21 protein-coding genes and 1 pseudogene are annotated in these 20,572 nt (G+C 50.7%); 4 read left to right on the top strand and 18 right to left on the bottom strand.

Features of this window, described 5'->3' with window-relative positions:
- Positions 1-17: 17 nt before the first annotated feature.
- Positions 18-263, bottom strand: coding sequence for a sulfurtransferase TusA (gene tusA, locus JJB97_RS08120; protein WP_238713528.1), 246 nt, complete (start codon positions 261-263; stop codon positions 18-20).
- Between the two features lie 193 nt (positions 264-456).
- Between tusA and JJB97_RS08115 the strand changes: the two genes are divergently transcribed.
- The 4 genes and pseudogenes from JJB97_RS08115 to JJB97_RS08100 all read left to right on the top strand — a co-directional run bounded on the left by JJB97_RS08115 (position 457) and on the right by JJB97_RS08100 (position 3,110).
- A complete protein-coding gene (locus JJB97_RS08115) occupies positions 457-1,122 on the top strand; it encodes a 7-cyano-7-deazaguanine/7-aminomethyl-7-deazaguanine transporter (RefSeq protein ID WP_238713527.1) in 666 nt (221 codons plus the stop codon).
- 64 nt (positions 1,123-1,186) lie between these two features.
- Positions 1,187-1,744: a DcrB family lipoprotein gene (locus tag JJB97_RS08110; RefSeq protein ID WP_238713526.1), complete on the top strand. Its 558-nt coding sequence runs from the start codon at positions 1,187-1,189 to the stop codon at positions 1,742-1,744.
- 3 nt (positions 1,745-1,747) lie between these two features.
- A pseudogene (locus JJB97_RS08105) lies at positions 1,748-1,822 on the top strand (hypothetical protein); the annotation flags it as partial.
- Between the two features lie 238 nt (positions 1,823-2,060).
- Entirely contained in the window at positions 2,061-3,110 is a 1,050-nt protein-coding gene (locus tag JJB97_RS08100) for an NAD(P)H-dependent flavin oxidoreductase (RefSeq protein ID WP_238713525.1), read from the top strand.
- Positions 3,111-3,300: 190 nt separating this feature from the next.
- Here JJB97_RS08100 and JJB97_RS08095 read toward each other — a convergent pair whose 3' ends face one another.
- The 17 genes from JJB97_RS08095 to JJB97_RS08015 all read right to left on the bottom strand — a co-directional run bounded on the left by JJB97_RS08095 (position 3,301) and on the right by JJB97_RS08015 (position 20,531).
- Positions 3,301-3,726, bottom strand: coding sequence for a DcrB-related protein (locus JJB97_RS08095; RefSeq protein ID WP_238713524.1), 426 nt, complete (start codon positions 3,724-3,726; stop codon positions 3,301-3,303).
- A 271-nt stretch (positions 3,727-3,997) separates the two neighbouring features.
- Entirely contained in the window at positions 3,998-4,993 is a 996-nt protein-coding gene (locus JJB97_RS08090; RefSeq protein WP_238713523.1) for a hypothetical protein, read from the bottom strand.
- Complete coding sequence (locus JJB97_RS08085; RefSeq protein ID WP_238713522.1) at positions 4,990-5,928, bottom strand: ACP S-malonyltransferase; 939 nt, start codon at positions 5,926-5,928, stop codon at positions 4,990-4,992. The genes JJB97_RS08090 and JJB97_RS08085 overlap by 4 nt, the downstream gene beginning before the upstream one ends.
- A 10-nt stretch (positions 5,929-5,938) precedes the next feature.
- Positions 5,939-7,300 carry a hypothetical protein gene (locus JJB97_RS08080; RefSeq protein ID WP_238713521.1) on the bottom strand — a complete coding sequence of 454 codons (1,362 nt, stop codon included), beginning with the start codon at positions 7,298-7,300 and terminating at the stop codon, positions 5,939-5,941.
- The gene (locus JJB97_RS08075; RefSeq protein WP_399198297.1) at positions 7,297-8,040 is read right to left on the bottom strand and encodes an outer membrane lipoprotein-sorting protein; all 744 of its coding nucleotides are present in this window, start codon (positions 8,038-8,040) and stop codon (positions 7,297-7,299) included. The genes JJB97_RS08080 and JJB97_RS08075 overlap by 4 nt, the downstream gene beginning before the upstream one ends.
- Before the next feature lie 49 nt (positions 8,041-8,089).
- Positions 8,090-9,403: an ABC transporter permease gene (locus tag JJB97_RS08070; protein WP_238713519.1), complete on the bottom strand. Its 1,314-nt coding sequence runs from the start codon at positions 9,401-9,403 to the stop codon at positions 8,090-8,092.
- A complete protein-coding gene (locus JJB97_RS08065) occupies positions 9,404-10,039 on the bottom strand; it encodes a hypothetical protein (RefSeq protein ID WP_238713518.1) in 636 nt (211 codons plus the stop codon).
- Entirely contained in the window at positions 10,023-10,730 is a 708-nt protein-coding gene (locus JJB97_RS08060; RefSeq protein ID WP_238713517.1) for an ABC transporter ATP-binding protein, read from the bottom strand. The genes JJB97_RS08065 and JJB97_RS08060 overlap by 17 nt, the downstream gene beginning before the upstream one ends.
- A 22-nt stretch (positions 10,731-10,752) precedes the next feature.
- Entirely contained in the window at positions 10,753-11,727 is a 975-nt protein-coding gene (locus JJB97_RS08055; RefSeq protein WP_238713516.1) for an ATP-binding protein, read from the bottom strand.
- A gap of 10 nt (positions 11,728-11,737) precedes the next feature.
- Positions 11,738-12,958, bottom strand: a complete 1,221-nt coding sequence (locus JJB97_RS08050) for a beta-ketoacyl synthase N-terminal-like domain-containing protein (protein WP_238713515.1) — start codon at positions 12,956-12,958, stop codon at positions 11,738-11,740.
- A 4-nt stretch (positions 12,959-12,962) separates the two neighbouring features.
- Positions 12,963-15,524, bottom strand: coding sequence for a beta-ketoacyl-[acyl-carrier-protein] synthase family protein (locus tag JJB97_RS08045; RefSeq protein ID WP_238713514.1), 2,562 nt, complete (start codon positions 15,522-15,524; stop codon positions 12,963-12,965).
- A 144-nt stretch (positions 15,525-15,668) separates the two neighbouring features.
- Positions 15,669-16,829 carry an aminomethyltransferase family protein gene (locus JJB97_RS08040; RefSeq protein WP_238713513.1) on the bottom strand — a complete coding sequence of 387 codons (1,161 nt, stop codon included), beginning with the start codon at positions 16,827-16,829 and terminating at the stop codon, positions 15,669-15,671.
- Between the two features lie 30 nt (positions 16,830-16,859).
- Positions 16,860-17,144, bottom strand: coding sequence for a phosphopantetheine-binding protein (locus JJB97_RS08035; RefSeq protein WP_238713512.1), 285 nt, complete (start codon positions 17,142-17,144; stop codon positions 16,860-16,862).
- Between the two features lie 21 nt (positions 17,145-17,165).
- Positions 17,166-17,714, bottom strand: a complete 549-nt coding sequence (locus JJB97_RS08030; protein WP_238713511.1) for a hotdog family protein — start codon at positions 17,712-17,714, stop codon at positions 17,166-17,168.
- Positions 17,715-17,717: 3 nt separating this feature from the next.
- On the bottom strand, positions 17,718-18,473 hold the full coding sequence (locus tag JJB97_RS08025) for an SDR family oxidoreductase (RefSeq protein ID WP_238713510.1): 756 nt from the start codon (positions 18,471-18,473) through the stop codon (positions 17,718-17,720).
- Positions 18,474-18,494: 21 nt separating this feature from the next.
- On the bottom strand, positions 18,495-18,863 hold the full coding sequence (gene acpS / locus JJB97_RS08020; protein WP_238713509.1) for a holo-ACP synthase: 369 nt from the start codon (positions 18,861-18,863) through the stop codon (positions 18,495-18,497).
- 15 nt (positions 18,864-18,878) lie between these two features.
- A complete protein-coding gene (locus JJB97_RS08015) occupies positions 18,879-20,531 on the bottom strand; it encodes a ShlB/FhaC/HecB family hemolysin secretion/activation protein (protein ID WP_238713508.1) in 1,653 nt (550 codons plus the stop codon).
- Between the last annotated feature and the right edge of the window lie 41 nt (positions 20,532-20,572).

Raw genomic sequence — 20,572 nt, 5'->3', positions numbered from 1 at the left:
GTTTAATCAGGAAGTAATCAGCGCCCTTTGCGCAACAGGTAGCGATATGGCAAGGACGCCGTATGCTGCGCCAGCAATTCATGTTCCATAAAACGGCAAAAACCGGGGATGTCGCGGGTCGTGGCCGGGTCGTCGGCAATAATCAGCAACGTTTCGCCGGCCTGCATACCACGCACGGTTTTACGCACCATCATCACCGGCTCCGGGCAGCGCAGCCCCTGCGCATCCAGCGTATGGTCTGCGCGTGCAAAAGGTTCGGACATAGCATTCTCAGGTGGATGAAAAACCGCATTAGTTTACGCCGCGCAATTTTCCACGCAAGCAAGGCGAACGATCGCGCATAAATTCACCGTTGCATTCACGGCGCAAAACAGTATTATGCGGCGCTTTCAGCGGCGAACCGCGTTCGCCTACGTATATCTGGGTTCCCTCACCCCATTGTAAAAAAGGTTCAGTATGGTCGCTTTTTCCTTACGCCAGCGCCGCAGCGCGCTTATCTGGCTTTCTCTGTTTCATCTTCTGGTGATTATTTCCAGTAACTATCTTGTGCAGTTGCCGGTTTCCGTTTTCGGCTTTCACACAACCTGGGGCGCGTTCAGCTTTCCGTTTATCTTCCTTGCCACCGATCTCACCGTACGGGTGTTCGGCGCATCGCTGGCAAGGCGCATTATTTTTGCCGTGATGGTTCCGGCGCTGGCGGTGTCTTATCTGGTTTCCGCGCTATTTTATATGGGGGGCTGGCAAGGATTGGGCGCGCTGGCGCACGTTAATTTATTCGTCGCGCGTATCGCCTGCGCCAGTTTTATGGCCTATGCTCTTGGGCAAGTTCTTGACGTTTATGTGTTTAATCGCCTGCGTCAGAACCGCCGCTGGTGGCTTGCGCCAACGGCCTCTACGGTGTTTGGCAACGTCAGCGATACGCTCGCCTTTTTCTTTATTGCTTTCTGGCGCAGCCCCGATCCGTTTATGGCCCGTCACTGGGTGGAAATCGCGCTGGTGGATTACTGCTTTAAGATAATTATCAGCACAATCTTCTTTCTGCCCACCTACGGCCTGTTGTTGAATATCGTGCTAAAGCGGCTGGCCCGCTCGCAGAACGGCGAAGCCTGGCAGCCAGTCTGAATCGCATCTTATGATAAGATGCAGGAGAAGCCGTTAAGGCTCCATAACCTGTAAGGAAGAATCAATGCGCAACCTGGTAAAATACGTCGGCATCGGTCTGTTGGCATTCGGGCTGGCGGCCTGCGATAACAGCAATACGCCGACAGCGGCGAAAAGCGGTAAGGCACAGAGCGCTAAATCCGGCAAAACGGTCACCCTGCTGGACGGTAAACTGAACTTCTCCCTGCCGACGGATATGTCCGACCAGAGCGGAAAAGTCGGCACTCAGGCGAACAATATGCACGTCTATTCCGACCCAACCGGCCAGAAAGCCATTATTGTTATTGTCGGCGATGCGACAAATGCCTCCCTTGACGTGCTGGCAAAGCGCCTTGAAGAACAACAACGCACCCGCGACCCGCAGCTCCAGGTTGTCACCAATAAAGCCATTGACGTAAAAGGCCACGCGTTGCAGCAGTTTGACAGCATCATCTCCGCCCGCGGCCAGACCGCATGGTCCTCGGTTATCCTCGGCAAAGTAGACGGCAAATTGCTGACAATGCAGCTTACTCTGCCTGCCGATAACCAGCAAAAAGCGCAGAGCGAAGCAGAGCGCATCATCAATACGCTTACCGTGAAGTAAGTTGTCTGCAAAATCTGGATGGAGACCACCGCAGGCGGCAGCAAACTGGCGATTCTACCTGGCCCTGGTCGCCCGAAAAAAGCCGTCTGCCGTAGCGCGCCACTGGCTAAAACGCAATGCGTGATTATGCGCGCGGCATCGGGTAAGCGTTGTCAGTACGGAGCGTGCGCTATAGCGGGAAGTTATCGCGCATTTTCACACCAGCCCGGGGCACGGTTCGGGTTGCCTGCTTCGCCAGGCAGCCGTTAATTTTACCACTTCTTAACATTTTAGTTTGCTGTTATAACAGGTTTACCTCATATAAAGAGTTAGCGTTATGACAGCTTCATTTCTCACCCCGCTTCCCCTTATCCAGGCGCCGATGGCGGGCGTTTCCACTCCGGAACTGGCCGCTGCGGTCAGTAACGCCGGGGCGCTTGGTTCTCTCGGCATCGGCGCATCCTCGCCTGACCAGGCACAGAGAATGATTCGCCGCACCCGCGAACTGACCGATAAGCCTTTTAACGTAAATCTTTTTTGCCATGCCCCGGCGCTGCGCAATACAGCGCGGGAATCCGCCTGGATTGAACGCCTTCGCCCGGAGTTTATGCGCTTTGGGGCGCAGCCGCCCTGCGAGCTACACGAAATTTATCGCACCTTTATTAACAACGCCGGGATGCTGGATGTGCTGTTGGCCGAGCGGCCCGCCGTAGTCAGTTTCCATTTCGGCCTGCCGGACAGCGCAGCGCTGTTAGCCCTTAATCAGGTGGGCATCATCACGCTGGCCTGCGCAACTTGCGTTAGCGAAGCCGAATTGATTGCCAGCGTCGGTATCAATTTTATCGTGGCGCAGGGCGAAGAAGCCGGCGGCCATCGCGGTATATTCGACCCGCAGGCGCGCGATGAGCGACTGTCAACGCGGGAACTGGTTCGGGCTATTCGCCGGGTAACCGATGTGCCGGTCATAGCGGCGGGAGGAATGATGGATGGCGAAGATATCGCCCTTGCGCTGGCTACAGGCGCCGTAGCCGCACAACTCGGTACAGCATTCATTCTTTGCCCGGAGTCTGCCGCAGACGAGGGCTATCGCGCTACGCTCGCCAGCGAGCGGGCGCGTCGAACCGTACTTACCCGCACCCTGTCCGGCCGCCTGGCGCGCGGCATCGCCAACCGGCTAACTTTGTTGCCGGATCAAGAAGAAATGGCCGATTATCCAGTGGCTTACGATCTGGCAAAAGCGCTACACCGCATTGCCAGCCAACAGAACTGCCAGGAGTACGCCGCGCACTGGGCGGGCACTGGCGCGCAGCGCGCCAGACCCATGCCGGCCGGCCGGCTGGTAGCGACGCTGGCAGAAGAAATCCGCTCCGCACAGCGGCAAATATAACGATGCCGTAGCGCCTTAACACTATCGTTATTATGTAAAATCCACGTTAACCCCGGTCCTGAAAAACCCCAAATGGCTTTTCGCCCGTGTGGATTAACGGTCACCCTTAAACCTGCATGGATGCTGCCAGGCGCGTGCAAAAAAATCACGCCTTCTGATGAGAGCCAGAAGGCGTATCGGCATAACTGAATCAGGCGAGTTTAAAGTTATTCACACAAAAATCTATGCGCGGACTTTCACTTTCCATCATTTGCTGACTGGCGTATATCGACGTGAACAGCATGGCGTTTTCATCATCTTTCTGCGCCACCAGAAGGTATTGCCATACCGTCACATCAGGCGCGGCAAGAAAGGTAAATATCATTTTCAGAACGTTTGGAAACGCTGGCGCGCCGGTAAACGCGCTTTTTTCAATTAAATTGAATTCTCTGCATTTCTGCTGCAGTATAGCTAACTGGCCTGACGCATAGCCTTCCAGCCCCGCTCCCGGCTGCAATCTGTCGCGTGTAACCGTAACATTTTGAAGGCCCTGCGCGACTACAACGTTAATCGTCTGCACGCCGGCGCCCTGCGGCGGGCAAAGCGTTCCTTCAGGACAGACACTGTTTTGTTCCATTCTTTTCTCCCTACACACATCCTTTATTGGCGGTTATTATCATTGAGGTTTTACATAACATGCAACAAAGACAGCGTAATTTGCTGAAATAATAACATCCGGACGCTTTAATTTTAAACTTTCTAATAAAAATTAATTTTTAATCAATGCGCTATCTTTCTGGCCTCTGTTTATAAACTTCTGAATGAAACAAAAATAATAATTTTTCAGAACGTTTATCAATAAATAACGTTGCCCAGTTTCCGGGCAACGATTACGGCAGTTTATTTCGCTAATTATTGCGTTTCTTCGACTCTTCATAACGCAGGTACATATCGCAGGCCGTTAAAAACTCATCGTGCCAGTACCAGTAAAGATGCAGAAAATAATAACCAATACACGGCAGGAAGCAGAGTAAAAAATAGGCCTCAAAGTTTGCAGGCGCATTCATTAACGCCAGCAACGCGCTAACCAGCATAATCCAGATAACCAGTACCGCCAGCAACACCAACAGCCGGACAAACAACTTTTTTTCACGCAATGCGTTAAGCGGCAACCCGCTTAAAAAAGAAAAATCAATTTCTTTTAAGAAGATACGCCCCAGAAAGATATAGCGCTTTGATAAACGCGCAAAGGCCAGGTTGATTGCCAAAACAATAATGCACAGTATCAGCATCGCCACCATCAGGTTTGCTGTAAAGTAGCCATTTCCTAATGAGAAATCCGCACTCTCTTTTAACGGGCTTACTGATAACACGTTCACAACCGTCGTCAGCGCAATAAAGATGCTTACGTACTGATACATGCTTTTGAAACGCACTTTGCCGGGAGCCGACGACAGTACCTGCTTAACGTAGGCCGGCCTGAGCATACGCAATACGATAAATGCCAGCAGCGGCGCGCCTGCAAACAGGCAAACCGTCCCCCAGGCAGCGGAGGGCAACATCAGGCATATTTTCACCAGCAGCCAGTATATGGCCATCAGAAGCAGGCTGACTATCGTGGGGCGGGTGAAAAACGTCTGCGCTTTTGGACAGGGTTTGTCTGCAAAGTAGTCTACATCAACGCGTCCGATAACACAGCTATAGGCCCAGTATGGCTTAAACTCGTAAATCAGGTTAAATAGCGTCACCCCCAATATCACAGCAATAATCCCGCTATCGCCAGGCGTGATGGAAAAGTTATTATTCTTCCAGAAAAAGCCCAGCACGATACACATAACCAGGTAAAAGAAAGGCAATACTTTCCTGTCCTGGAAGCGAATAAATTTAAAATAATCAGGAATCATAAATCACCATGAGTATCTGATAATTTTCTGCAATGCAGGGCCATTGTCGGTGAAAAGCCGTCAAAATCGTTAAGCATATGCCCAAGATACGCTTTATTACTTACCTCAACAAAAGTCACCGGCGACGGCTGGCTTAAAAAGCGCATCATCGAGGCCGTCCACTTCACGGTATGGGTTAAGTGCAGCGCCAGATTTTCTTTAATCTCTGCCGGGTCGGTCACCGGCTCGCCAGTGACGTTCATCAGGACTTCGTGCTGCGGTGTCTGAATCGCAATATTCGCGAGGAAATCGCGCATCTGCTGTACGCCGTCGTCCATCAGGCGCGTATGCCACGCGCCGCTGACGCCAAGCTTAGTTGTTTCAATGCCCTGCGCCATCAGTACCTCAGTCATCTCACGCAACGCAACGACCGTGCCGCCAATGACCTGCTGGCGACGGCTGTTATCGCAGCTAATATCAACCCCGATCCCCGAATCGGCAATCAGGGCGGCCATAGACGAATAATCTATGCCTTTAACCGCCTGCATGGCCCCTTTATTCACCTTGCTCAGTTCATCCATCAGCCGTGAGCGAAAGTGAATCATGCGGAAAAGATCGTCCAGCGTTACGGCACCCGCCGCATACAGGGCCGCATACTCACCCACGCTGTGGCCGCAGGAACCTGTAATACGCGCCTCGTCCAGCCTGTCGCGGCAAAGCGCATAAAGTGTCGCGTTAATGGCCGTAACGGCGACCTGCTGGTTTGTTGTTTGCACCAGTTTGTTCATTGGCCCTTTCAGGCAAACGCGGCGTATATCCGTGCCGGAAATATCGCTGGCGCAGTCCCAGATTGCTTTCGTCGTGTTGTTAATATCCCAAAGGTCGGCGCCCATCCCAATAGTGGGATTACCCTGCCCGGCAAAAATTAAGGCAACTGATGCTGTTTTAATATCCATATTAAAAACCTTAAAAATGATATTTAAAGCCTAAATAAGTTCCAACCGCTTCGCCAAACAGGCCGAATTCGGAATGTTTGCTGCCCAGAGCGGTATATACCCCGGTATAAACGTCAAGTTTTTTATCAAGCCGATCGAGCGGCTTGTTATAATGAATGCCCAGCATCGCGCTGGCATCAACCATATTCAGCACAGCATAAGGCTGTATCACGGAGCGATCCGCCAACAGTAAACTGGCCCAACCGTTAATATAATGCTTGCCCAGCAGGCTACCTTTACTGGAAGCATTATAATTTTCCGACGCCATCAGATACTTGTAGGCGTCAAACGCTTGATCCAGCGGCGCGTAATTAGTTCGCTGATTCAGGAATTTCACTAAATCCGTCTGCTGACGCCATTGTCCGGAAGAATACCCTTCGCTCTGAAAATAGTATTCGAGGCCAAGCTGGCTGAATCGATCGGTGGTATATTGCATCCCCAGCGCCAGCTCCACGCCGTTCTTTTTACGAATGCCGTAAAGTTCGGAAGGAAAAGCGTAACGCTCCACCATTCGCGCTTTATCCCCATCCATGTGTCGCCACTGCTGGCGATCGTGCCATGCCATCCCGGCGTTAATAACAAACTGCGGCGTCCAGTAATAGCTGTTTGATATCGCAACAGAACGGGCGTCGCCGAGCAACAGATTCACCGAGGGCGTATGCTTATCCATACGGTAGTCCGTATACGTCAACAGGTAACGCTCGCGCGCATTCGCGCGCCTCGATGCCGACCAGTTACTGGATGATTCGTAGCGCTTATCAATATCGGTTAGTTTCGGCGCAACGGTTAATGAGAGCGAATAATTTTGCGTATCCTGCGCGAGCGTCGCTCCCCAGAATGATTCAAAATAGCTCTGCTTCATGGACGGATCGTAAATACGTGTCGTTTTGAAACCGGCGTAATATCCTGCTAACAGATTTGATGGGGATTTAAGATAAAAAAGCCCCTGCTTCGTACGGATTTTCCCTACATCCAGCCTGACGCTGGAGGATACATTGTAAGAAACCCGAAACCGGTCAAGCAGCACCCGCGTGCGGTTGTCATCTTTTTCAAACGCTCCGGCGTCACGGTATGAATAGTAGGCCAGCCCGTACAACGCTATATCCACGTTGAGTTTGTTTTCAATCACCTGGCAACTGTCCGCGTATTTTACGGCAATGTCGTTAAACGTATTGCGGCCGGTATAGGGGTTTTTACCGTCGATCTTCCACAGCGACGGCCGTTTGTTTACATAAGACATTTGCCCAAATACCACCACATCGGGCGTGGACAGACAGGTCGCCAGTAACGGCAAAGGCGCCAGCAGTCCAGGCAGTACAGGCAAATACCTCAATTGCCACCCCGCTGAATATATTCCTTGGTAAAATTTGACAGCGGCAGGGATTCAAACCTGACGTCGCTGTATTCCATTACGGAATAGCCGCTACCGTGACGCGTATCGGTCACGACAATTTTAGCCGGGCGCACTTTACCAAGTAGCGGTTTGAAATCGTGGTAAGTCACCTCTTTAAGCGGCCTGTCATCCAGCGAGTAATACACGGCTTTAAACGGGCGATAGCTATCTTTTTCCACCAGATAGGTTATTTTCGGGTAAGTCACTTCCGGCGATTTTCGCACCAGCGCCAGACGATAACAGGTAGCGTTCGCGCAGGTCTCCTCCCCCTGAAGCGTTGCGTTATAGGCATATTCAAAGTTAGTGACAATGACATCGCCGTTAGAGATCTGCCCCAGCAGCCGCTGCGAACGGGAAATGGGAATGGGGCGGCGAAGATCCGGCGTATAAAGCCACAAATCATACCAGTCAGAGAGGAGTATTTTGCCTTTATCGCGCGGCGGATAGATGAAGCGCGCCAGCGAACGGGCGTCCGCCGGCATGCCGTTCTCAGGCTTTAGAAAACGCATCGATACGTCCAGCACCTGTTTATTGGTCGGCTGAACGGCGCCCGATTTGTATTCCTGTACGGTCACGGTATAGCGAAACGGTTTGTTCGGCGAACGCACTTCATCCGCCCGACGGATAATTTCCAGCGCCTGCGCATCCTGAGTATCGGCCCGGGCTGGCCCGACAAGCATCAGAAAAGGCAGCAACAACAAAACGATACGGACTTTCATGCTGATTTCCTTATACAAATTTAAATGCGTCCGAAATATTGAGCTTCGCTGCGCGTACCGCAGGCAGCACCGAGGCCAGCGATGCCGTAAGCACCGGTAAAACCAGCGTTATCCAGATAAGCTCAACGCTATTGGTTTTAATAAATGCGGTGTAGCCCTGGGTCTGCCCCGGCGAAGGCGGCATTGCAATCCCGTTAAGATTAATGACGCAGGCTATGGCATAGCCGATAAGCAAACTGCCCAGCGCGCCGACAACGCCGATAAAGATGCCTTCCAGCAGAAAAAGCCGGGTAACGTGGCCGGGCCGCAGGCCAATCGCCCTGAGCGTGGTTATCTCCCGGGTGCGCTCCACGATATTCATCGTCATTGCGTTGCCGATCATAAAAATCACAATCAGCGCAACGATCGTTTTAATGAAGAAATAGATCCCCGACAGCAGCCCTTCGACCTGCTGATAAAACAGGGAGAGCGTTTTCCAGTCTTTAACGATAAGCGGCAGGCGTTTATCTGCGATAAACTTTTCAAGCTTTGCAGTAAATTCCGGCAGGTCGGCATCATTTTTTAAGAGGATCACAAACTTGCTCACGCCATTGGTATTCATCATACGCTGCGCCGTTTGCAGCGGGATCTTCATCGCCACATCGTCATAATCTTTAATGCCGGATTCAAATATACCGCGCAGCCTGAGCGACAGCGCCCCCTGTCCCCCCTGTGCGTTGACAACCAACACATCCAGCCAGTCTCCATAGCGGGCGTTCAACGTTCTTGCCAGGCCGCTGCCCAGCGTAGCCTCATCCTGCTTAATACGCGAAAGATCGCTGCCGGAAATCAGCTTATCGAACGAACCGAGCTTCAGCGCCGGTAGCGGCTCCACGCCTAATCCGGAAAAATAGCTGGAGGTCTCGTTTTCATATTGCGATATCACACCGGTAAACTCCAGTTGACCGGAAATGGTCGAAATATATTCCGCCAGATCGCCGTCATTGAGGATATCCGCCTTCAGCGCATCGTAATTATTGATAATACTTTTGCTTTTATTCGAGGTCTCGAAATAGCTCTTATCGTAAATCTGCAAGTGTCCAATATTGGTTCTGACCGTCTGCTCTTTTAGTATCCAGAACGAATAATTAATAAAACCACCATACAGAAATATCGCAACCCCTCCGAGTATAATGGCGGCGATAGTGGAGAACGAGCGCCGCTTATGGCGAAACAGATTCAAAAAAGCGAACTTCACATCCTGCGTTTTACAAACCACACACCAGAGTAAAAACCCTGCAATCAGTAAAACGGCGATGCCGGTTAATAACATCCCACTCGTCATTTATTCACCCTTCACCAATGGCATAACAATCTGAGTGACTTCGCTGGCGTCCCATTCCGGCGTGCCGTTGCCCAGCGCCAGCAATCTGGCCTGAACGGCGCCGCCGTTTTTCATAGCCTCCAGCAACCCGGCCGCCTGCTTGTCTTTTTTACAGCTCAACAGCGCCCGGTAGCGCATGAAATTAATATGCGCCACTATTTCGTCACTCCAGGTTTCCTTTTGCCTGAGCAAAATATTCGCGTCATTTAACGCAACAACGCAGCGGCCCAGCTCCTCTGGTAAGTAGGCGTCAATGCGCATGCGTAAGTAGCGTACCCGCGCGTCGTTTTCATGAGAATCCACAGCTTCATCAAGCCAGAAAAAGCCCAGCTTGGCGTATTCAGAGGCGTTAACCACATCGTTCACGGATTTATAATGGTTCGCCAGGCGCAGCATTCCATAAGAATAAAAAACCAGTGACGACACATTATTCTGTTTTTTGTACTCGCTGTGCAGCTTATTGGTCGTTTTTACCAGTTCGCTCGCCTGTGTTGGGAATCCCCTTTGCAATACGGTTTCTACTTCCGGCGCGCCCGCTGCCGCTGAGAAAGCCAGCGCCATCCCCAGCGCCAACGCAAACTTATTGAACCGAGTCATAGATTATTTCCCCATCCTTGATTTCTATGACGCGCCGCGCGCGATCCTTGAGCTGCGTGGAGTGCGTCGAAACAATAAACGTGGTTTTTGTTTCTTCGTTGATTTTCATCAGCAGATCCAAAATGGCTTCACCCGTCGCCAGATCCAGGTTGCCGGTCGGCTCATCGGCCACCACCACCTGCGGCTCATGGGCCAGCGCACGGGCGATCGCCACGCGTTGCTGCTGGCCGCCGGAAAGCTGACCGGGTTTACGTTCGCCAAGCGCGCCAATGCCGACGCTTTCAAGATAATGCAGCGCCTGCTGCTTCGCCGTTTTCTTGTTGTAGTTCCCGTTAAGAATCAGCGGATAATAAACGTTATCAAACGCGCTGAGCACCGGAATCAAATTAAAAAACTGGAAAATAAATCCAAGGTGACGGCTTCGAACAACGGAAAGCTGATTTTCATTAAGATCGTTAAGCGCTTTATCAAGAAATATCGCCGTTCCGGCGCTGGGTTTATCAATGCCGGACAGGATATTCAACAAGGTGCTTTTTCCGCTACCTGACGGGCCGCATAGCGCGAGAAACTCCCCTTTTGCAATTTCAAGATTAATATTTTTTAGCGCATCGACTTTGTTCTCGCCCAGCCCATAGCTTTTGTAAATATTCATCAGCAGTATTGCCGGCAGTTCCTTAATGTTATTTGCCATAATGTCTTTCCATAATCTGGCGCTAATATCGGGTATCAAAACAGGCGTAGCCGCCAAAATTATCGGGTACGAGCGTTCTCATTTTTCCCGACGAACCGGCATGCTGCGTCAGATAAACCCAGCCCAGCGCCGGAGAGAGACAGCCGCTGGCGCCGTACATATCCACAAGGTTAACCGCATGCGGCGCGGCCGTATGGCGGCGGTCGATAAGCGCCTGCACCGGCTCGCACTTGCGCAAGCCGGTATAGGCAAACAGGTCGATATCGTTACCGGCTGCCAGCAGACTCGCGCGCAGCGCATCATCGTTGGCCGGCGTGATATAGCCGCCGCACTCCACCTGCATTCCGCCCTCGCGGTTGCTGAAAATAAAGCAGCCAACGCGCTCAACGCAGAGGTTCATTTTAATATCTTTATGGCGCTCGCGCCTGCTGCGAGGAATATCCTCTTCAGACATCACCAGCACCGGTACCGCGCGGTAAGCGGCACAAATCACCACAAAATCAAAGATATCCCAGTCAAGATAGTCCTGAGCGACTTTCATTGCCTGCACCAGAGACTGCTTTTCACCGCGAATTTTACAAGTGAAATCTTTTACCGAGAATTTCTTTACCAGGTTCTTCGGCAAGGTGTCGATCATGGCCGTATGCAACGCACTGGAGATATTCTCGAACGGCCCGGACTCCCCCCACGCATCAACGTAAATAAACGCCGTGCGCGCTTTCATCAATTGCATACGTGCTTTAGCATTCATCTGCTGTAGCGCGCTATCGCAGACCTGATCCATTACATCAAGGTATTTTTTATAAAGCGGCGTGCGGATTATCTCTCTGGCATACCCTTCCTGCGTAGTGCCAAAGCGTTTAAATCCCCAGCCGTGGGCGCCGGTCGATTTTAACGACCGGTTATACATGTGGGATTCCCACACATTCAGCCAACCCGGATAAAAAAAACAAACGCTTTCATCCGGCTCAGCCATGGCGAATGTCGATAAATACATCCTGATTTCCCTATCCGTTTACTGCACTGGTATCGGACATCACCATCCCGACGATGGAGCCATCGACGCCCAGCCCCATTTTTAAGAGATGATGCTTATTGTGCTTCACCACACCTTTATTCAACAGCACGTGCTGCGCTACGTTTTCACGAATAGCCATTGTCCCTACGGGTGACAGCAACTCGCCGTGGCTTAGAGTATGTTGACCAATAATTAAATCAACGATGCCGGAACCGGTTGTGGTGTAACCAATCTGGCCTTTATAGGCAAGCACAGGCACAGACTGCTCGCTCAGCAGGGAGGCGATCGCCAACGCCTCGGCTTTGTCGCTGGTTTCAGAACCGTTAGCGTGTGGAATAACGGCACACAGGCTATCGCACCCCACTCCCGCCTTTTCAAGCGCTTTATTCATCACTTTGAGAAGATTAGCGCTCAATTGCGCCGCATCATTGCTGCGCCCGGCGCTAATCTGCGCATAGGTAGACGTAAGGCGAATACCGCCTGCCAACTGACGCGCGGCTCGATGACGCGCGCTTTCCAGCACCACCGCGCAGAATCCTTCAGCAAACAGCACGCTTTTGCTGTCCTCGCCAAACGGTTGTACCTCTACACTATCAAGCATCGACTGGCTCTCAAGAAAATAGATATCCTGCGTTTTGATTTGTGAACAGTTCACCACCAGCACTACATCGACGCCGCCGCTGCCGATAGCCTGGCACCCCAGGTGTACGGCGGACAGCGAAGAATTGCTGGTACAGTGCATATTCGGCGGTAGCGTTTTAAGGCTGTAGCGCTTCGCAATATCCGCAGCCAGCTTATCCTGCGACATTTTAGACGCATGAAGATTCTGTACGGATTTTGTGAGGGTAACGTCTTCGATATCGTTATGGTCATAAAACGCCGCATAATCAATAACATCCACGCGCGGCCCAAGCCCGGTCAGATAGACCCGCACGTTATCCCCGGCAAGGCAACGCTTATCCAGCATTGCCTTGTCAAGCGCGCGATCGATCGTCTCGCAGATCCCATCAAACACATCATCATTTTTAATGGGTAATCTGGCTGTGAATTTATTTCCTTTTAATCCACACCGAATGGCTACTGCGTCCGTGTCAAACCAGTACGTTTTTTCAACGCGCCCGCCGCAGCGAAGGTTATCGATTAACGCCTCGCTGTCTTCGGCATAGGCCAGGCGCACGCTGTAGCCCGAAAGAATCGTCGCGTTTTCCACAAAGTCAGCCCCTGATGATGAATGCGTAGTAGTTGCCGCCTTCTGTTGCGCCTGTCAGCAGCACGTTGCGAAGAGTAGTTTGCAGCGGCGCGCTCACGAAGTTTATGCGTTCGTCGCAAAACGCTTCGGTGTACGGAATAGCCGGTACGGCCTGTTTCTTAATACAATCTACCAGCACCGCCAGGTTCATCAGACCTGCGGACGACTCCACAAAACCGAAATACGCGTTGTAGTTCACCACGGGCACCCGGGGGTTTGCCTGCCCAAACGTCTGCCAGATGGCTTCCAGCTCTACCTGCGTGCTGGCATCCGCGCCGTTGCTGGTGCCACACACCAAATCAATTTCTTTTGCGGTAATACCGGCATCGGCAAAGGCCCGGGCAATGGCCAGCGCCATTGCTTCGGCTTTTTCACTCAACTGCGTAGCGTCAAAATAACTGTTGCTGTTAGATTTGCCATAACCGGCAATTTCGGCCAAAACGTCTACGCCGCGCGCCTTGGCTGCGTCAGGATCTTCAAGCAGCAGCATGCAGGCGCCTTCGCCCGGCACGAAGCCTTTCGGGTTCTGGCCGTAAATCTGGTAGTCACATGCTTCGGCGGTTCTGTGGATCTTCTGCGTAACCGCATCCATATATAACGACATCGACGGGAAGTATTCGTCCGCGCCGCCCACCAGCACCTGAGGCTGAAGCTGCTGGCGTACTATCTCATACCCATAGGTCAGCGCGCCGAGCGCGGCGTTTTCACCGGTCGCAAGCGTGGTGGTATAACCTTTAATGCCCTCAGAGATACCGCAAAATGTGGCGATTGAGTTCATCAGGGAGCCGGGGAATTCCGAGGTGCGCACTTTACGCGGATCGGGCTTGAGGCTTTGCAGGTATTTATACGTCGTTTCCTGCGGGCCGCGGGACATACCCATCACCATACCCAGCTCGTCGCCGTCTTTTTTAATTTTACGCTTTGCGCTGCCCAGCGCTTCAGCCAGCGCGATCAAGGCAAATGTGCCGCCGCGGGTTGCCTTGCGCGGATCGAAGCGGCGCAGGTGCTTGCGAGGCTCAAGATTCGTCACCTGGAAGGTTTTAAAGTTAACGTCATTTTCCGGCAGCGCGCTGTCGTTAATGGTAAATTCCCCGCCCAGCAGGGCTTCAAACTGGCGCGTTTCAGTCAGCGTTGCCAGCAGTTCATGCGCCTCCTCCAGCGTATCGTCATAAAATTTCACTTCGCTCAGCGCCACCGGCTGCTTATCGCGGGCCCAGATATACTCCAGTATCTCGTTGAAGGTATGGCCGATAGCCGACACCGCGCCGAAGCCAGAAATGGCGACGCGCTTAGCATCATAGGTGGTTTGCGGCGTAGCGCCGGGACGCATGCTAACGATCATGCAGCAGTTATTACCGCCGAATGCGTAGTTATTTTTCATGAAGATGCCGACATCCTTCTCCCGAAATGCGTTCGGCACATAGTCCAGATCGCAGTTAGGGCGCGGAACGCCGAACTTCAGTGTCGGCAGCAGCTTCTTCTCCGGCAGCGTCACCAGGCAGGCAATCAGTTCGACGATACCCGCGGCGCCGATGTTATGGCCAAAGAAAGATTTCGTGGAACTTACCGGCATCTTTTCCGCATCAGGAAACACTTTCTTCATCGCCAGCGTTTCGATACGGTCGTTAGCCTCCGTTCCCGTACCGTGTACGTTCACATAGTCAATTTGCTCAGGCGTTACGCCCGCATTCTGCATCGCTTTGAGCATAACCTGCACGGCGCCGCCTGCACGCGGATCGGGCCCGGTTTCGTGATAGGCGTCGCAGGAGGTCGCGTAGGCAAGGATTTCACCGTAAATAGTCGCCCCACGCGCAACCGCATGTTCATACTCTTCGAGTACTACCGCACCTGCGCCTTCGCCAATAGACATACCTGAATGCCCGGAAAATGGCGTGCACGAATCTTCATGCATGACGTTCAGCGCGTAGAAACCGGCAAACGTCGGCAGATAGATAGGTTCGGTACCGACTGCCAGCATGGTTTTACTCTTGCCGTTCTGGATATAGTCATACGCCATGCCAACCGCGTTAGGGCTGGCAGTACAGGCCGTCGCCACCAGCTCAACGCCGCCCTTAAGGCCCAGTAGCGTCGAAACGCTGGAGCAGCAGGAAGCAAAACCGCCGGAATACATGGCTTTTTTTAGAGAAAAATCCTGAATACGCTGTTCAAACAGCGGCAGGAAGGCTTCCGTTCCCGCAGACGAGACGCCGACAATCATGCCCGTTTCATCCAGGCAGGCTGTATTCTTTTCCAGGCCCGCCTGCTGCAACGCATCTTTACTGACTTTATAAGCCCACAGCGCGGCATTATCGAGAGCTTCAACAATATCGGCCGGGATATCTGAATAATCTATATCGTGTAATACTTCAGCGGCACGCGCGTTATCAAACCATTTAGAGAAACGTTCGCTGTCGGCAACACCGCAGGTTTTATTCAACAGCGCCTGCTTAAATCCACCGAGGCTATCGGCCAGGGAGGATAAAATTCCCATACCGGTAATAACAACTCTTTTCCTGTTCGTCTTCATTTCTAATCCATTAAATTATTATTTCTGGCGCCGGGAATAGTAAGAACAATACGGCGCAGGCCTGGCCTGATACACAATTACGCGTTATTGCGTTGTGTTTCAAACCAGGCGCTGTCAAACGAGCAACTTATCAACGTAAAAATATTACAGCGCGCTCTTAGGCTTAGCGGCATCGATATAACTGTGCTCGGTAGGGCTAACCAGCATACTGAAGTTATAAAGGAACGGAACACTATTTGTTTTCGCTGCTACAGGGCCATTTTGCGTCTGAACAGAAAAACCATCGATATCAGAGTAAGCATATTCGCTGTCGATCAATGCCAGAGCGATAAACGACTGACGAGCAGGGGAATAAACGCCCTTCACGATAGTGCCTACTTCTACGCCATCAACCAGCACTTTATCATCAGAGGCAATCCCCTGACACTCAGCAACCGGCACGATACCGACCAGTTTACGCGATGAACCTTCGCCGGAGAGCGCGACAACCGCATCTTTACCTATAAAATCTTCTTTGTCGTACTGTACGGCCCACTGCATTTGCAACTCAACCGGGCTGCGGGAATAATCGGCATAGATTGAAGCTTCCCAGCATGGGTTTTCAACGCGCACAATATCCTGATAGCTAAGGCCGCCGGCCTTGAGGTTGAACTTTTCGCCACATTCCAGCAACTGCGTCCAGACATTCGCCAGGGCATCCCGATCGCCGATCAGCAGATAGGCGAATTCACCATGTTTACCGCAGCGGAACGCCATCAGGCCGTCATCGGTATTCATATATTCGTGGTACGGCAGGCCGATGATGTCAAAGCCATAGATATCAGACAGCACTTCCCAGGAGTAAGGCCCTTCGACCAGTACCGCTCCCCAGTTCTGGTCATCCATCACGCTGATTTCCGGCGTTTCCTCGATGTCGAGCTCATCTGCATTTTCAAGAATAGCGTTCAGGCGCGCAACAATTTCGTCCGCAGGCAGGTTTTCAGAAAGTATGTAATAGCCCTCATCGGTGCACAATACATACACATCGCCCCAGACGGTGCCGTCTTCATTGAGCACCAGTGAGTACATACCTTGCTCATCGCGAATGATTGAAACATCGGCAGAACACAAGTGATTGACCAGCGCCCAGGCATCATCGCCCATCACGCTGACAATAGACATATGGGAGTAGTCAACCAGCAGCGCCGTTTCACGCACCGCTTTATATTCCTCTTGCGGAGTATTCAGTAAAGACGGTACTGTTTTACCGTTATAAACGCCCATTTTCGCATTATTGGCTGTATGTAATTTATTAAGCGCGCTCATATCAGAACCTATTGAAAGTTAAATTGAAAATTAATGTTTTTTTCGATTTTTAATCACGAAAGAAGCCAGGTTGTTGATGCTTCTCATATAAGAAGGATCATCGCTTTCGCTTACCTGGATACCGAAAACTTTATCCAGCAACACCAGAATTTCTGTGGCGTCTACGGAGTCCAGCTTCAGGCCATTGCCAAATAGCGCGGTATCATCATCAATCTGGTTTACGTCTTTCTGAATATTCAGGCGCTGAATAATCTCCGTCTTAATGGTATATAAAACGGCCTTACGTTCTTCAATATTTTCTTTAATGGTACTCATGTATTCCGCTCCATGTGTAATTTATTTAACTTCCCGAAAATTAATTATTGTTCCCTGACTAATCAGCTTTTTGCCCACATGCGCCGACACCGCGTAATGCATAAAACCGCTGCTGTCAGAAAAAGCAAGCTTACTGGTGACTTCAATCGTGTCCCCGGGATAAGCAATGTCTTTAAATTTAAGGTTTTGCGACGCCAGAACGCCACGCACCTGGCTGCGGCGGGTACGAATAATCTCGCGCATCTTTTCATCGCCCAAACGCGCATAAATATCACGCAACGATTTTAATTCCTCTCCCTGCTGGCTCTGCCAGATATCGCAGATATCGCAAAGGAAAGAGAAATACTCGCTTGCCTGCCCAAAAATCTCCGAAATCATGACGCCCGGCATGATGGGATCTTCCGGAAAATGTCCCAGAAGATAAGGTTCATTATAGGTTATATGTTTAATGACCTGAACGTTACCGTTCTCGCCATATTTAAAGTCGGTAATTCTGTCGACCATAATCAGCGGCTGCCGCCAGCCGCCCATCTCCAGAAAAATTTTGGATGGAATTACATATTTAGACATACATCACCGCATCACTAAGCCGCCATCAATGACGATGGTTTGGCCGATAATATAACTGGACGCCGAAGAACTGAGATACACAATGGCGTTCGCGACTTCATCACATTTTCCCAGGCGCTTAAGCGGAATGGAAGAAAGCACATCACGCACCACGGTACGGGACACCTTTTTTACCATTCTGGATTCAATCATGCCGGGCGCTACCGCGTTAACCCGCACGCCGCGCGGCGCAAGTTCCGCCGCCAGCGTGCGCGTAAAGCCCAGCAGCGCGCCTTTAGAAGCGCTGTAATTGCTCTGGCCCACGCTGGGAATAATGGCGGCAATAGAGGCGACGTTGACAATCGCCGCGCTGTCTGATGAGCGCAGCAACATTAACAGTTCCTTTGTCAGCTTAAATGTACCGATAAGGTTAGTATCAATGACGGTCGTGAAATCTTCGACGCTCATTGAGGCAAACAGGCTATCGCGAACGATACCGGCGTTATTGATAAGCACATCCAGCTTTTTCACCTTTTCAGTCAAAAAGCGGCACAGCCCGGCAACCGCGTCGCTATCCGCCAGATCGCACTGCAACAGGTGAAGATTGCTTCCCCGTTCGTGGCTGCTCTTAAGCGTTTCAAGTTCGCTGACGTTTGACTTATAGAGCGCATATACACGGCAATCCTGCTCCAGAAATTTTGCGCATATCGCCTGGCCGATATCCCCGCTGGCGCCGGTGACAAGCACATCCTTGCCGATAAGGTCGTTATATTTATACATATTAATGCTCTTATTCCTTTATTAAGCAATAATCGTAACAGCCACTGCATGTGTACGACAGTGTGAAATACTGAGCGTTATTTTGGTTAACTTTCTTTCTTCCAGTATTTCTTTAAGTTTTCCCGTCAGCAGAAACCGGGGACAACCGTATTCATCATGTGTGACTTCAGCATCATGAAAAAGGATACCGTTACGAAACCCTAGCCCAACCGCTTTAACGATCGATTCTTTCGCTGCCCAAAAACCGGACGCGCGTTCATAGTCAGGATTTTCCAGCCGAATTTTTAAAATTTCCCGTTCGGTAAAAACACGCCGCAGAAAATCCATATTCCCTCGTTGAATCGCATCCCTGATGCGATTCACCTCTACAATATCCGTACCAACAAACATTATCATCCCTACCAGTTATAATTGCCAGGATACATTAAAACTGGCAGTGGCCTTATCCACCTCCAACTCGTCAGGGTAGAGCAGAGGCGTAGATAAAGAAACATCATAGGAGAAGGATTTTATATTACCTTTAAAGCCGGTTGCAGCCCCCATCAGTTTATTATCACTATACGCACCTTTAGCAGCGCCTGCAATTTGCCCATAATCCACGCCGGCATACCACTCCAGCCCCGGGATCCCGGTAGCGAAATTGACGTTATTTTGTACATAAAAGCCTTTATTGCCATTAAGCCCGCCGCTGTATTCAAACCCTCTCACGCTCCAGCGATTGCCAATGGAAAACTGATCCTGCAACGTTAATGCGTCAGGAGAATACTGCGCCGAAAACTTCATATCATAATAACCATTAAGCGATTTAATATTAAATAGCTTAATGTAATTGACATCCAGGTTAATAATATGACTCTGCTGGCTTACATCCCCCGACGCCATATCAGGCGTATACTTAGCCCCCAACCACGGCACAAATCGCTGGTAGGATAGCGCGCCATCCAACATGGCTCCCGGGAAATTCTGCTTATAACGTAGCGCCAGTTTTGTATTGAACATATCCCGCTTTTGTAGCGCCAGCTCTATATCATCAAGCCTGTAAGCAACGTCTCTTTTGATTAGCTCCACGCTGGCGCTAAGTTTTTTATTCTGATCGCGGTAAAATGTTCTGGCGCCTTTGAAGCTTAAATAACGGTTTTTTCCTACATAGTTAAATTTATATTTTTCAATATTGAGGCCCTGGCTGGTTTTACTGTTGCTAAAAAATAATTCATAATCCCAGTAGCCCCACGGCACCGAATAATAAACGCTTACGTTCTTATATGAACCGTCGCCACGTGAGGCATCAGACGATACTGAAGTGTAAAAAATATCGTTCATTCTTGCCTGATTATAAAGATATCCTGCAACGCCTGCCAGTACCTTACCGGTACTTTTATCGCCCCAGCTATTCATCCACGTGCGCAGGTTCCACTTTTTCCCTGGCGCCATATTAATAACAATATCGCTGTAGTTAATTTTTTCATCAGGAGCAATATTGATTTTAACATCAACGCCGGGGATCCGCTGAAGCACTTCCAACCCCTGTTCTATATCTCTCAAATTCAGGATATCGCCCTGATTAAAAGGTAGTATCCACTGCCTGACGTTGCCGCCCGTAATGAGAATTTTATTAATCTTTCCCGCTGCAATACGTAAACGAAGCTGTTTTGTCGATAAATCCTGATCGGGTACCTCAACACGCGTCGTCACGTACCCGGCATTAATAATATAATCCTGAACATAGGTTGCCAGAACCCGAATTCCCTCGCTACCGACACACTGGCCATCGGCCTGAGAAAGTAACTTATTGAGTTTCCTGTCCTGCAGGAAATCATCTTCAAGTATAATATTATTTATGACAAAGCAATTCTCTTCCTTCGGTAAAACCAACTCACCGGGGCCGTCAGCTTTCTTATCTGCAAATACATCTTTTTTAGACACCCGGTTTTCATGCCGCGTATTCTTATCAATTTCTTCCTGGGTCTTAACAAAACGGCTTAAGTCGTCCTGGGCATTAACCGGCAGTGTACTAAAACAAATTAAAATCAGTGCCAGTAACTTAATTTCATTTTTCATATTAATTTTTTATTTAAAAGGCAGCAGCATTGGCTGCCGCC

The organism is Tenebrionibacter intestinalis (genome assembly GCF_016632365.1).
Taxonomy (GTDB): domain Bacteria; phylum Pseudomonadota; class Gammaproteobacteria; order Enterobacterales; family Enterobacteriaceae; genus Tenebrionibacter; species Tenebrionibacter intestinalis.
The sequence above is the reverse complement of the archived record's forward strand: the minus strand, read 5'-3'. Positions and strand labels throughout refer to the sequence as shown.

Bases quoted from the DNA above. Each gene is read 5' to 3' on its own strand.
- tusA (WP_238713528.1), bottom strand. From the start codon at position 263: ATGTCCGAACCTTTTGCACGCGCAGACCATACGCTGGATGCGCAGGGG.
- JJB97_RS08115 (WP_238713527.1), top strand. From the start codon at position 457: ATGGTCGCTTTTTCCTTACGCCAGCGCCGCAGCGCGCTTATCTGGCTT.
- JJB97_RS08110 (WP_238713526.1), top strand. From the start codon at position 1,187: ATGCGCAACCTGGTAAAATACGTCGGCATCGGTCTGTTGGCATTCGGG.
- JJB97_RS08100 (WP_238713525.1), top strand. From the start codon at position 2,061: ATGACAGCTTCATTTCTCACCCCGCTTCCCCTTATCCAGGCGCCGATG.
- JJB97_RS08095 (WP_238713524.1), bottom strand. From the start codon at position 3,726: ATGGAACAAAACAGTGTCTGTCCTGAAGGAACGCTTTGCCCGCCGCAG.
- JJB97_RS08090 (WP_238713523.1), bottom strand. From the start codon at position 4,993: ATGATTCCTGATTATTTTAAATTTATTCGCTTCCAGGACAGGAAAGTA.
- JJB97_RS08085 (WP_238713522.1), bottom strand. From the start codon at position 5,928: ATGGATATTAAAACAGCATCAGTTGCCTTAATTTTTGCCGGGCAGGGT.
- JJB97_RS08075 (WP_399198297.1), bottom strand. From the start codon at position 8,040: ATGCTTGTCGGGCCAGCCCGGGCCGATACTCAGGATGCGCAGGCGCTG.
- JJB97_RS08070 (WP_238713519.1), bottom strand. From the start codon at position 9,403: ATGACGAGTGGGATGTTATTAACCGGCATCGCCGTTTTACTGATTGCA.
- JJB97_RS08065 (WP_238713518.1), bottom strand. From the start codon at position 10,039: ATGACTCGGTTCAATAAGTTTGCGTTGGCGCTGGGGATGGCGCTGGCT.
- JJB97_RS08060 (WP_238713517.1), bottom strand. From the start codon at position 10,730: ATGGCAAATAACATTAAGGAACTGCCGGCAATACTGCTGATGAATATT.
- JJB97_RS08055 (WP_238713516.1), bottom strand. From the start codon at position 11,727: ATGTATTTATCGACATTCGCCATGGCTGAGCCGGATGAAAGCGTTTGT.
- JJB97_RS08045 (WP_238713514.1), bottom strand. From the start codon at position 15,524: ATGAAGACGAACAGGAAAAGAGTTGTTATTACCGGTATGGGAATTTTA.
- JJB97_RS08040 (WP_238713513.1), bottom strand. From the start codon at position 16,829: ATGAGCGCGCTTAATAAATTACATACAGCCAATAATGCGAAAATGGGC.
- JJB97_RS08035 (WP_238713512.1), bottom strand. From the start codon at position 17,144: ATGAGTACCATTAAAGAAAATATTGAAGAACGTAAGGCCGTTTTATAT.
- JJB97_RS08030 (WP_238713511.1), bottom strand. From the start codon at position 17,714: ATGTCTAAATATGTAATTCCATCCAAAATTTTTCTGGAGATGGGCGGC.
- JJB97_RS08025 (WP_238713510.1), bottom strand. From the start codon at position 18,473: ATGTATAAATATAACGACCTTATCGGCAAGGATGTGCTTGTCACCGGC.
- acpS (WP_238713509.1), bottom strand. From the start codon at position 18,863: ATGTTTGTTGGTACGGATATTGTAGAGGTGAATCGCATCAGGGATGCG.
- JJB97_RS08015 (WP_238713508.1), bottom strand. From the start codon at position 20,531: ATGAAAAATGAAATTAAGTTACTGGCACTGATTTTAATTTGTTTTAGT.